This is a genomic window from Acetobacter aceti (assembly GCF_002005445.1).
In the GTDB taxonomy this organism is placed as follows: domain Bacteria; phylum Pseudomonadota; class Alphaproteobacteria; order Acetobacterales; family Acetobacteraceae; genus Acetobacter; species Acetobacter aceti_B.
On the sequence record NZ_CP014692.1, the window covers coordinates 1,377,416 to 1,389,260 of the forward strand.

Consider the following 11,845-nt stretch of genomic DNA (forward strand, 5'->3'; position numbering starts at 1 on the left):
CAAAAAAGAAATAAATGCCGGTATGGCTTGAAGCCGGAGCGTGCCCCGACAGCGGGGTACCCTCTGGCTGGCATTCAACGGGAGGCCTTCATTCGATGGCTGTCGTTCAAACCGGAAATGGTGTCCGGATTACTGGTGATGAAGGACTGGACGTTCAGCGCACCGCCTTCACGGAAATTCCGCTCATTGATCTCGCCGGAATGATGTCCCCGGACGAGATGGATCGACGGAGAACAGGGGCCGAGGTACGTAAAGCCTGCACCGAGGTCGGATTCTTCTATGTGCGTCATCACGGTGTAAGCCCCGCCGTGCTGGCGCGGTGCTATGAAGAAAGCAAAGCTTTCTTCGCGCTGCCGGAGGCTGAAAAATGTCGCATCCATATCAGGAATTCACCGAACCATCGCGGTTACGGTCCTCTGCTGGAAGAGAACACCAACCCTGACTCTCAGGGCGATCTCCACGAAGCCTTTGATCTTGCGGGAGATATTCCTGCCAATGACCCTGACGTGCTCGCAGGTAAGGCTCTGTATGGCCCCAACCTTTGGCCAGCGCAGCCGGAAGGGTTCAAACCCGCTGTGCTCGCCTGCTATAAAAGTCTTGTCGCACTGGGTCACACCCTGTTCCGGGCCTTTGCTCTGGCTCTTGAACTGGAGGAGGACTATTTCCTCCCACTGATCCACAAACCCTGTGCGCATATGCGTATTCTGCGTTATCCGCCGCAGGAAGGTGTCGTCAACGAGAAGCAGATCGGTATCGGTGCGCACTCGGATTATGAGTGTTTCACCATCCTGAACCAGAACGGCGACTCAGCGCTTCAGGTGCTCAACGCCGCAGGCGTGTGGGTGGAAGCACCACCCATTCCCGATACATTCGTCATCAATGTCGGAGACATGATGGCGCGCTGGACCAATGATCTCTTCTGCTCGACATTGCATCGCGTCATCAACCGGTCCGGAAAAGAACGTTATTCCATACCGCTGTTTTTCGGGCCGGACTACGACACTGTGATCAGCCCGCTTTCCTCCTGTCAGGACGAGGCTCATCCGCCGCTTTATCCGCCTGTCAGGGCAGGAGAGTACATCCTCTCCCGTTTCGACGAGACATATGATTATCGTCAGTCCCAGCCAGAAAAAGTCTGAACTCCCGCCAGCAGGATCATTCGCCCATGCAAGTTGAGGAAACCGGTAGCGCGGCCGTTCTGGAACGTGTTCCCGCCCATCTGCGGACAACCCGTGTGGATCGGGTTTTCTGGAGCCATTTTTCTCCCAACCTTGCGCCGGCAGCGTGGGTGATCGGCGTGCTGGTGGTGGTGCTCGGATTGCCGGGCTGGACCGGTTTTGCGGTTCTGCTGATCGGCAATCTTCTCGGCTCGCTCCCTGTGGCGCTCTGTGCCGTGATGGGGCCTGAGACGGGACTTCCTCAGATGGAAGCGTCACGTTTCTCATTTGGCCGTATTGGAAAGCGTCTGCCGTCCCTGATCAACTGGGCGAACTGCGTCGGCTGGGATGCGGTCAACAATGTGCCGTCCGCACTGGCCTTCATCCTGCTGCTGAAGATGGTCGGTCTGGCCGTGCCATTCTGGCTGGCGCTGGGTATTCTGGCTTTCGCCCAGTTACTGGCCAGCATGGGTGGCCACGACATTGTGCAGGCGATTGAGAAATATCTCGGCTGGGTCCTGCTGGTTTCGTTTGCGATCGTCGGTGTGATTGCCGTTTTCCAGTCTTCAGGGCAGGGGGGCGCTGCATCATCTGCCGCTCCACATTTTGCCGATATCATGATCGGTATTGGCGCTGTCAGCAGTTTCAACATGGCATGGGCGGCCTATGCGTCGGATTACACGCGCTACGTGCCGCCTGGCACACCTTCTTCACGGGTATTCTGGCTGACGTTTGGCGGCACATTCCTTTCCTCCTTCATCATGGAACTGTTCGGCCTGCTGACAGGCGCTGCGATCAGTGATCCGTCTCCGGGCTCGCTCATTGCAGCCTTGCAGAACTGGTCGGGTGTTTTCGCACCTGTCGCTCTGGCTGCCGTGGCGTTTTCCTCCATCGCGATCAATGCGGCTAACGACAATACCGCCGCCTATGCGCTGATTTCCGGTGGCGTGCATGTCAATCGCATGCTGAGCGCCGTAGTAACGGCGGGTATGGGTTATCTTCTTGCTGTGCTGGGCGAGGGAACGTTCGTATCTCTCTATGAGAATTACCTGCTTCTTGCGCTATACTGGATCGCGCCATGGTGCGGGATCGTGCTGGCCGACTGGTATTGCCGTCCGGCTTCTCTGAAATCCTTGCGGATGCAGACACTCTCCGGCTGGACCTCTTCAGCGACGTCGTTTGTTGTCGTAACGGTTTTGACAATCGGCCTGTTCTCTTCGACGCCTCTCTACACAGGTCCGGTCGCGGCGATGCTCGGAGGAGCAGATGTCGGCTATCTTGTCGGATTCTTCCTTGCTGCGTTGGGGCAGATCGCGCTGCTGAATATGCGTGGGCGGCGTGTGTCTGTTGTCCGTTTTCAGGATGCCTGAGAGAGTGGGGAAATTCATGACGATCGAAACGGGTAAAATCTGACATGATGGATCTGGTTCTGAAAAACGGTGTCCTGCCTGATGGCAGCCGTGCGGACATCGCTATCGCCGATGGAAAAATTGCCGCCATTGAGCCGCGGTTTTCAGGTGAGGCTGTCGAGATGCTGGACCTGGATGGTTATCTTGTCTCGCCGCCTTTCGTGGACAGCCATTTTCATCTGGATACGACACTCACCGCCGGCCTGATCCGTCACAACGCCAGCGGGACTCTGTTTGAGGGTATCCAGATATGGAAGGAAACAAAGCCCCACCTGACCGAAGAGAATATCTACGCCCGCGCCCGCAAGCTGTGCGAGATGACCATCTCGCAGGGAACGCTCGCTATCCGCTCACACGTCGATATCAGCGACCCTGATCTGAGAGCGGTTCGTGCACTGGTGCGTCTGCGGGAAGATCTGAAGCCGTGGATGACCATCCAGCTTGTCGCCTTTCCGCAGGACGGTTTTTTCCGGATGGCAGGAGCGGTGGAACTGCTGGTCAGGGCGCTCGACATGGGGCTCGATCTGGTCGGTGGCATCCCTCATTATGAGCGCACGACGCTACAGGGCGGTGAGTCGATCGACGCACTGTTCCGGCTGGCGGCGGATCGCGCGCTTCCGATCGATATGCATTGCGACGAAACGGATGACCCGAACTCACGCCATGTCGAAACCATGGCGGCCTGTGCGGTCAGATACGGGCTGCAGGGCAGGGTGACCGGCTCCCATCTGACGTCGATGCACTCGATGGACAATGCCTATGCCGACAAACTGATCGGGCTTCTGGCTGAATCGGGTCTTGCGGCGGTCTCGAACCCGCTGATCAACATGACACTGTCAGGGCGTTACGACACCTATCCGAAACGCAGGGGGCTGGCGCGCATTCCTGAATTGCTGCGTGCGGGCGTGCCGGTCGGGTTCGGCCATGACTGCGTGATGGACCCGTGGTACCGCCTCGGCAGTCATGACATGCTGGAAGTGGCGTCCATGGGACTGCACGCCGCGCAGATGACCAGCGAAAGCGAGATGGCGGCCTGTTTCAGTAGCGTCACGGACATGGCGGCCGGTATTCTCGGTCTGGACTCGTATGGGCTGAAAGTCGGCAATCCGGCTGATCTGGTGGTTCTACAGGCCTGCTCGGTGTTGGATGCGCTGCGACTGCGTCCGTGCCGGTTGTATGTGCTCAGAAACGGCAGGGTCATCTCCCGGACAGAGCCACGTCTCAGTCAGTTGACGCTGGCAGAGGAGCGGACAGTCGATCTGGCGCGGATATGATCGGCAGGCGGCAGCGGCAGGCTGGTTCTTCCACCAGGCTGAAGGACTTTTCCGGATAGTCCGAGAGAGACTGGAAGCTCTCTCAGAAATCCAGATTGGCGTAGTAGTCCGGCGGGTTCATGCCGGGCACCCGGTCGTTCAGGAGCGGACGGAAGCAGGGCCGCGATTTGACCCGCGCATACCACTCGCGAGCGGCAGGCTGCTTGCTCCAGTCGATATCGCCGATGAAGTCGAGGCAGGAGACATGCGCGGCTGCGGCGAAGTCGGCCAGTGACAGTGTTCCGCCTGCAAGCCATGTGCGCGCTTCGGCAAGCTGGCCGATATAATCGAGATGCGGGCGGATATTGGCGTAACCTTCCCGCAGCGCCGTGCCGTCAGGATTGCCGCGACCGCTCAGGCGTTTGAACACCTTTTCGCCCAAGAGCTTGCGGGTCACGTCGCGCGCGAACACGCTGTCGAACCATGCCACAAGCCGACGCACTTCAACGCGCTCCGCGAGCGTGCGGCCCAGCAGGCAGGGATCGGGATAGGCTTCTTCCAGATATTCGCAGATCACTGACGAATCCGGAACGACGAGGCCGTTATCCTCCACCAGAACCGGCACTTCCTGCGCCGGGTTCAGGCGGGCGAATTCAGGACGGCTCTCCCAGACGCGCTCTGTCAGCGGCTCGAAGGGAAGACGTTTTTCGCCCAGTGTCAGCCGGACTTTCCGGCAGTAGGGCGACAGGGGAAAATGATGAAGGATTCGCATGCGCCCGCTTTAGGCGATCCGCACGTAACGCGCCAGTAGGTGCGTGCGTATGCGCGCGCAGGGCGGGGAGGGGAAATAGCGAGGCTGAGAACTGAAGACTTCCGGCCTCGACAGGCGGATTGACGAGGTGTTACCACCGGACTCATGACCATCAACTGGCCGCGATGATGGCGTGCCGGACAATATTTCAGACCAAGGATGAGCCTCAGATCGTGACGTCGTCCACAGTTTCCGTCGATCCAGCAAGCCTGCCGCGTATCCGGGCCGGGGGTCGATCCTTTCTTGCTCTGGTGCTTACGCCTGAAGCTCCGCTCGATATCTGGCTTGTTGCCCTGGATCATCAGATCAGTCGCTCCGCCGGCTTTTTCGCCGGCAAACCGATTATCCTCGATCTCACGCTTGTTCCGCTGGACACGCCCGGTCTCGCGGGTCTGCTGCCGTCGCTGGAAGAGCGTAATATCCGGGTGATCGGCATTGAAGGCGCGGATCGTGATGAAGAGGTTTTCGCCGGATGGAACTGGCCGGAAGGTCTGAGCGGCGGACGGTCAACAGCCGAAGAAGATATCCCGCTTGATTCTGTCGAGGAACTGACGCCGACCCCCGGTGCGTTGATTGTCGAGGAGCCGGTACGCTCCGGTCAGCACATTGTCTGGGCGGAGGGCGATGTGATCATTCTGGGTTCTGTCGCGTCCGGTGCGGAAGTCTCCGCCGGTGGCTCGATCCATGTATATGGAGCTCTCAGGGGACGCGCCATCGCGGGGATTGTCGGACGACCCGAAGCCCGGATCTTTGCCCGGGTGATGCAGCCTGAACTGCTGGCCATTGATGGTTTCTATGCGATTGCCGAGGAAATGTCGGAAGATCTGATAGGAAAACCCTCACAGGCCGTGCTCGTTGACGAAGTGCTTACTCTTAAACCGCTAACGTGAAGAGTATTGCGGCGTAGTATTAATTTCCGGGCCTGAGCCCTGATTTGGACACACATTCGACCTATTTGATGCAATAATTAACGGGTCGATATAGAAATAAGGACGAACAGTTTATGGCGCAGGTTCTCGTCGTCACATCCGGTAAGGGCGGCGTCGGTAAGACCACCACCACCGCTGCCCTCGGCGCGGCGCTTGCAAAGACGGGCAAGTCCGTTGTTGTGGTCGATTTCGACGTTGGCCTGCGTAATCTCGATCTTGTGATGGGTGCCGAGCGTCGGGTCGTTTTTGACCTGGTGAACGTCATTCAGGGTGACGCCAAGCTGAATCAGGCGCTGATCAAGGACAAGCGTCTTGATACGCTCTCCCTGCTCCCGGCGTCCCAGACACGCGACAAGGATGCTCTGACGGAAGAAGGCGTGGCGAAAGTCATGGCCGAACTGAAAGAGAAGTTTGACTGGGTGGTCTGTGACAGCCCGGCCGGTATCGAGCGCGGTGCTCAACTGGCCATGGCTCACGCCGATCAGGCCGTGATCGTCACCAATCCGGAAGTCTCTTCCGTGCGTGACAGTGACCGGATCATCGGCATGCTGGACAGCACGACGGAGAAGGCGAAGGCGGGCGAGAAGATGCCAAAGCACCTTCTGCTGACCCGTTACGATCCCGCCCGCGCTGCTCGCGGAGAAATGCTGAGCGTTGATGACGTTCTGGATATCCTCTCGATCCCGCTGATCGGTATCATTCCGGAAAGTCAGGATGTCCTGCGCTCCTCCAACCTTGGTGCGCCTGTCACTCTGGCCGCTCCTGAAAGCGCGCCTGCCCGGGCTTATTTCGAGGCAGTCCGCCGCCTGACCGGGGAAAAGGTGGACGTTACTGTTCCTACCGAAAAGAAGGGCCTGTTTGACTGGCTCTTCAAGCGGGGTGCTGCATGAGCTTTCTTGCAAACCTTTTCAATCGCCGCTCGTCCGCACCTGTTGCGCGTGATCGCCTGCAGATTCTGCTGGCCCATGAGCGCGCCAGCCTTGGTGAAGGCAAGTCCGATCTTCTGGTCCAGCTCCAGAAAGAGATCATGGAAGTGATCAGCCGCCATGTCGCCGTTGATCAGGACAAGGTGCAGGTCAAGCTGGATCGTGGTTCGGGATGTTCAATGCTGGAAATCGATATTGAAGTTCCGGGTATTGAGCAGAACGACAAGGAAAAGAAGGACGGCACGCATTCCGTGTGAGTGTGGTCTGACTGAATGTTGGGATGGCGTTCCGGATAAGCTGGAACGCCATTTTTTGTTTGAAAAGGGCTGCCGACCTCTCTTCAGCCCATTTACTGACAGGCAGCGGTTTCCAAAGGTGCACCTTTGGCGGGGTGCGGGGCAGAGCCCGAAAACTTTGCCCAGCAAAAGAATCTGACAGACAAGGCCGCCACTGTCACACCGGTCTGAGGGATCAGATTTGTCCGGAATGGCGGCAGGCCGACAACACACCCTGCCGCCTGCTTCATTCAGCCGCCAAAAGGACGGAGCAAACGCCGTGGACGGTGCGGCCGGTAGTCATTTTCGTTCATGCGGAAGTCCGGTACGCCACCCATCAACGGATCGGTGAATTCATTTGATGACTTTGAAGTATTTCTCTTGTGCGTTTGGGGTGGCGTAAAAGAAGAAAGAGGCTTTCCGGAACAGGCAGTGAATGCCTCTGTCCAGAAAACCCCTTGCAAAGTCTAAGTCATGTCGCGGCAATGATCAGGTGCGGCAATCCTGCTGCATTGCCGGGATCAGGAAAGTTGTCAGTCTTCCAGACGCAGAGCTTCCGTCGTGTCTTTGCGAAGCGTCTCGCAAAGTTCCTGATTGTCGGACAGCTTCTGGCCGAAAGACGGAATCATTTCCTTGAGTTTGGCATCCCATGCCGGAAGCTGGGCGGCGAAGCATTTGCGGATCACGTTGAGCATGATCGGGGCCGCCGTGGAAGCGCCCGGTGACGCACCGAGGAGCGCTCCGACCGAACCGTCTGCCGAACTGATCACTTCCGTGCCGAACTGAAGCACGCCGCCTTTTTTCGCATCGGCCTTGATGACCTGCACGCGCTGACCGGCAACGACCAGTTCCCAGTCCTCGTCGCGGGCGTCAGGGACAAACTCGCGCAGCGCCTTCATCCGGTCCGCATTGCTCTGAAGAACCTGCTGGATCAGGTATTTGGTGAGCGCCCAGTTGTCGCGGGCGACGGCCAGAATAGAGCCGATATTGCCGCCGTTGATTGAGCGCGGCAGATCAAGCAGGGAGCCCTTTTTCAGAAAGCGGGTCGAGAACCCTGCATAAGGCCCGAACAGCAGGGTAGACTGGCCGTCGATCATGCGGGTATCGAGATGCGGCACCGACATCGGAGGCGCACCGACGGACGCCATGCCGTAAACCTTGGCACGATGGGCTGCGATGACATCAGGGTTCTTGCAGCGCAGGAACTGGCCGCTGACCGGGAAGCCGCCATAGCCGCGCACTTCCGGGATGCCCGTTTTCTGAAGCAGCGGAAGGGCTGCGCCCCCTGCGCCGATAAAGACAAAGCGGGCGCTGACCGTACGTGTCTGTCCTGTATGCAGCGCCTTGACACGCACATTCCATCGACCATCAGAACCACGCTTGATGTCTTCAATCTCGTGCCCTGTATGGAGCGCAACCCCCGGTTTTTCTTTCAGAGCCTTGATGAGAAGATGTGACAGCGCGCCGAAATTGACGTCTGTTCCGGAAGCGATCCATGTCGCGGCCAGTTTCTCGCCAGTCGGGCGGTTTTTCATCACCAGAGGCATCCACTGGCGCAGTTGCTCGGGATCTTCCGAGTAACGCATGCCAGAGAAAAGGGGATGGTCCTTTAGTGCTTCATAACGACGACGCAGAAAATCGACGTTCCTGTCACCCCATACAAAACTCATGTGCGCGACAGGTGTGATGAAGTCGCGCGGATTGGCGATCTGGCCGGTTTTGACAAGATAGGACCAGAACTGGCGTGACACCTGAAACTGCTCGTTGACGTTCAGGGCCTTGCTGATGTCGATGCTGCCGTCAGCGTTCTCGGAGGTGTAGTTCAGCTCGCAGAGGGCGGAGTGGCCGGTTCCGGCATTGTTCCAGGCGTTCGAGCTTTCCTGCGCCACATCGTCGAGGCGCTCGAAGATGTCGATCGTCCAGTCAGGCTGCAACGTGTTGAGAAAGGTGCCGAGCGTGGCGCTCATGACACCTCCGCCAATCAGGAGAACGTCCGTCGAAGCACGGACTTCAGTCGTTGCAGCACTCATAACACTCTCCGGTAGATGTAGATAACGTGTGACATACCTCAGGGATACATGACCTGAGTCGGGCTGTGGGTCGGCAGAATGGCCCGGTCAAATCCAGAAGAAAAGCCTCTCCCGCTGCCCCTGACGCCTGTCCAATTCCAAAACATTGTCACCGGTATGCACATGATTTGTACAGTTTGCGGCATCATCTCTTTGCGAGCATTGCGAAACACCTCTGGTTATCAGGCGTTCCGACCCCAGATGGTCTGTGCATGAGCGGTTCAGGCCGGGGCGCAGACAGTTTTTGAGGGAGCGACAGCAATGACGATCAAAAAATACGGAACAGCCCACTGGGAAGGGAATATCAAGGAGGGTAAAGGCCTGATTTCCACAGAAAGCGGAGCGCTGAAGGACCAGCCTTATGGCTTCAACACCCGTTTTGAAGGCAAGGTCGGCTCAAATCCGGAAGAACTGATCGGCGCCGCCCATGCGTCGTGCTTCACAATGGCGCTTTCGCTCATCCTCGGCGACGCGGGCTATACAGCGACAGCCCTCGATACCAAGGCTGTCGTGTCGCTGGACAAGCAGGATGGCGGTTTTGCCATTACCTCAATCCATCTGACCCTTACAGGCACGGTTCCGGGCGTCAGTGAAGAAGAGTTCCAGAAGCTGGCGCAGAAAGCCAAAGAGAACTGCCCGGTTTCCAAACTGTTCAGGACCGAGATTTCTCTGGACGCTACTCTGTCAGCCTGAATCTGCGTTGTCACTTTCAGACTAATACGTCACACCCGGGCGGAGCAGGATCGGTTTTTCTCTGCCCGGGTGGATGAATTATCCACCAAAAACAGGCTTGTTGACCATAAGCCAGAAAACAGCCACGAGCCCTATAAAAGCTGGCCAGCCAAGAGCGAACCACCACAGAAAAGCACGCTGAAATGAGGGAGGAAGAGGTTCTCCCCGCACAGCAGCAGTTTCCGCTTCCCGTGCCATGCGTATCTGAAGTCCCACCACAGGAAACCAGCATAAGGCTGCGAGCAGATAGGCCGCATAGGTCAGAACAAGCCATGGAGAGAGAAGGCTGTATCCATCCATGATGGCGAGCCAGACGCCTGTAATAGGCTGAATGATGCCGGAAGGACATGTCAGACACCAGTCTGACCGGACAACCCTGCGTGCAGCCAGAGCTATTTCTGGAACGCTGCCCGTCAGGAGGGGGATGACCAGAACGAGCGCGGTCATGATGCCGGAAGCAAACAGGACGCAACTGCTGAAGACATGCGTGACGAGCAGACACTGGTGCAGCATGTTCAGCCTCCCTTTCCAAGCATACGCCAGATAGCTGAGCCGAATCCCAGTGTCGCCACTGCATACAATCCAGCGGCTATCGTCAGCGTGCGAAAGTGTGGAGATCTGGAGCGATGCACCAGCAGGCACGCCATACCCAGACAGAGGCATATGAGCCCCAGTATTCCCGCGCCTAGCGCTGAGGAAATCCAGGGAAGATCGGGCGAAATGTGAAACAGGCTCGCCAGATGGATGCCGGAGAAGATGAGTATGCCAAAGAATGGCACTGTCAGCACCAGTCCGGCGATCAGCAGGGTCTGGAAAATGCCGCCTTCCTGACGGCTCTCTGATTGATCGACGAGAGCGAGAACAAGCTGGAAAAAACCGCCGAAGCTCAGTCCTGTGACCATGATCGCTGAGAAAACATGCAATGGGAGCCAGAACGTAATCATGCAGTCTTACCGATCGTCATCGGTCAGCGCGAGCACCGCGAGAAGCCCCATGATCGGCAGATTTTTCAGCAGTGCGCCGTATGGATTTTTCCACAAACCGGGTTTCAGGGCAGTCAGTCCGGCGCTATATCCCGCGACAAGCCCGGTCTGCCGCAGCCACCCGCGTTTATGCACACGTCCGGTAAAGATTTCCCAGGCGAAAAACAGATCGACCAGAGAAAAGCCGTATCCTGTTACACGGGCCGCGCGGGGAGGCACTCCTTTCGTGGACAGCACGGTTTCGGCTTCTTTTCCGGCCGCCAGACCGGCCAATCCGGACCCAAGCCAGAGCAGACCGATGGACGCTGAAAGCGCCGGACGGAGAACATGCAGCTTCGCGTGCCATCGGTCCTGCACGGAGGAAGGATTTGCCTGCAGAAAATCATCCATGGAGCGGAGTGCGACGCCAAGCGTTCCCTGACCGTGGCTGGGCGGGGTAGATGAGACATAATCCGTGGCCAGTTGTTCGCGGATGGCGCTGCAAAGACCGCCGATGGGAAAGACATCGCCCAGTCTGGCCAATACACGGGTGAAACCATCAGGCACCTTCATTTCCCGTGGAGCGGAAAAGCCCAGCCACGCCCGGATTTTCAGGGCGATATCGCGTGTGGTGAGCACTTCAGGGCCACAGACATCCACGATCACCACCTGTTTTCCGGTGGCTGTGGTCAGCGCGGCGCGAACGACTTCCGCCATGTCGGGGAGGCATACCGGCTGGAATTTCTGACGTCCTCCGGCGATGAGTGGCAGAACGCCCGGTAAGGCGCACAGGCCCCGTATTGCGCTGCTGCCGCCGTAACTGCCTTTGCCATAAAGGAATGAAGGACGAAGAATCACGATGCTCAGGCCGGGATACGCGACAGAGGCTTTCAGGAGCCGTTGCTCGCTTTCAAGTTTGGACGCGGCGTAAGGCGTCGTCGCGTGATCAATCCCTATCGCTGAAATATGCACGATACGGGTGACACCCGCCTGCCTGCTGGCGGCAAGAAGTTTCTCCGTGCCGGTGACATGCACATCATGCTCGGAAAAACCTGTGCCGCCTTTGAGAACGCCGGCACAGTTTACAACGACCTCGCAGCCCGCAAGCTGTGAGGCGAGGTCTTCGGCACGCCCTTTTACAAGATCGAATGACACGACGCTGGCGGCTGGAAAACGGCGAGCCGTGCGGGCCGCATCCCGACAGAAGAGGGTGACCGCATGTCCGTGACTCAGGAGATTGGCGACAATTTCCGAACCAATGAAGCCGGAGCCCCCTATGACCGCCACACGCATTGTCTGCCCCAGTGTCGTTGAGAAAATCC

Annotated in this window: 12 protein-coding genes; 7 read left to right on the forward strand and 5 right to left on the reverse strand. The window is 58.0% G+C overall.

What is annotated here, in order from left to right:
- Positions 1 to 95 precede the first annotated feature (95 nt).
- From A0U92_RS06205 to A0U92_RS06215, 3 genes are read left to right on the forward strand one after another with little or no spacing between them, the layout of a single operon-like run.
- The gene (locus tag A0U92_RS06205; protein ID WP_077812471.1) at positions 96 to 1,139 is read left to right on the forward strand and encodes an isopenicillin N synthase family dioxygenase; all 1,044 of its coding nucleotides are present in this window, start codon (positions 96 to 98) and stop codon (positions 1,137 to 1,139) included.
- A gap of 26 nt (positions 1,140 to 1,165) precedes the next feature.
- A complete protein-coding gene (locus tag A0U92_RS06210) occupies positions 1,166 to 2,527 on the forward strand; it encodes a purine-cytosine permease family protein (protein ID WP_077812472.1) in 1,362 nt (453 codons plus the stop codon).
- Positions 2,528 to 2,571: 44 nt separating this feature from the next.
- Positions 2,572 to 3,840 carry a cytosine deaminase gene (locus A0U92_RS06215; RefSeq protein ID WP_077812473.1) on the forward strand — a complete coding sequence of 423 codons (1,269 nt, stop codon included), beginning with the start codon at positions 2,572 to 2,574 and terminating at the stop codon, positions 3,838 to 3,840.
- Between the two features lie 82 nt (positions 3,841 to 3,922).
- Here the strand turns inward: A0U92_RS06215 and fzlA are convergent, their stop codons facing one another.
- Entirely contained in the window at positions 3,923 to 4,591 is a 669-nt protein-coding gene (fzlA, locus tag A0U92_RS06220; RefSeq protein ID WP_077812474.1) for an FtsZ-binding protein FzlA, read from the reverse strand.
- Positions 4,592 to 4,755: 164 nt separating this feature from the next.
- Between fzlA and minC the strand changes: the two genes are divergently transcribed.
- The 3 genes from minC (at position 4,756) to minE (ending at position 6,742) form a co-directional block, all read left to right on the forward strand.
- The gene (minC, locus tag A0U92_RS06225) at positions 4,756 to 5,520 is read left to right on the forward strand and encodes a septum site-determining protein MinC (protein WP_077812475.1); all 765 of its coding nucleotides are present in this window, start codon (positions 4,756 to 4,758) and stop codon (positions 5,518 to 5,520) included.
- Between the two features lie 113 nt (positions 5,521 to 5,633).
- Positions 5,634 to 6,449: a septum site-determining protein MinD gene (minD, locus tag A0U92_RS06230; protein WP_077812476.1), complete on the forward strand. Its 816-nt coding sequence runs from the start codon at positions 5,634 to 5,636 to the stop codon at positions 6,447 to 6,449.
- Positions 6,446 to 6,742, forward strand: coding sequence for a cell division topological specificity factor MinE (minE, locus tag A0U92_RS06235; RefSeq protein ID WP_077812477.1), 297 nt, complete (start codon positions 6,446 to 6,448; stop codon positions 6,740 to 6,742). The genes minD and minE overlap by 4 nt, the downstream gene beginning before the upstream one ends.
- Positions 6,743 to 7,293: 551 nt before the next feature.
- On the opposite strand, the gene A0U92_RS06240 is transcribed toward minE, so the two are convergent.
- Positions 7,294 to 8,790, reverse strand: coding sequence for a malate:quinone oxidoreductase (locus A0U92_RS06240; protein WP_077812478.1), 1,497 nt, complete (start codon positions 8,788 to 8,790; stop codon positions 7,294 to 7,296).
- A gap of 300 nt (positions 8,791 to 9,090) precedes the next feature.
- Here A0U92_RS06240 and A0U92_RS06245 point away from each other — a divergent pair, with 300 nt between their 5' ends.
- Positions 9,091 to 9,522 carry an OsmC family protein gene (locus A0U92_RS06245; protein ID WP_077812479.1) on the forward strand — a complete coding sequence of 144 codons (432 nt, stop codon included), beginning with the start codon at positions 9,091 to 9,093 and terminating at the stop codon, positions 9,520 to 9,522.
- 78 nt (positions 9,523 to 9,600) lie between these two features.
- On the opposite strand, the gene A0U92_RS06250 is transcribed toward A0U92_RS06245, so the two are convergent.
- From A0U92_RS06250 to A0U92_RS06260, 3 genes are read right to left on the reverse strand one after another with little or no spacing between them, the layout of a single operon-like run.
- Positions 9,601 to 10,074, reverse strand: coding sequence for a DUF2269 family protein (locus tag A0U92_RS06250; RefSeq protein WP_077812480.1), 474 nt, complete (start codon positions 10,072 to 10,074; stop codon positions 9,601 to 9,603).
- A gap of 2 nt (positions 10,075 to 10,076) precedes the next feature.
- On the reverse strand, positions 10,077 to 10,463 hold the full coding sequence (locus tag A0U92_RS06255) for a hypothetical protein (RefSeq protein WP_149026392.1): 387 nt from the start codon (positions 10,461 to 10,463) through the stop codon (positions 10,077 to 10,079).
- Positions 10,464 to 10,511: 48 nt separating this feature from the next.
- Positions 10,512 to 11,816, reverse strand: coding sequence for an SDR family oxidoreductase (locus tag A0U92_RS06260; RefSeq protein WP_222927855.1), 1,305 nt, complete (start codon positions 11,814 to 11,816; stop codon positions 10,512 to 10,514).
- Positions 11,817 to 11,845 lie beyond the last annotated feature (29 nt).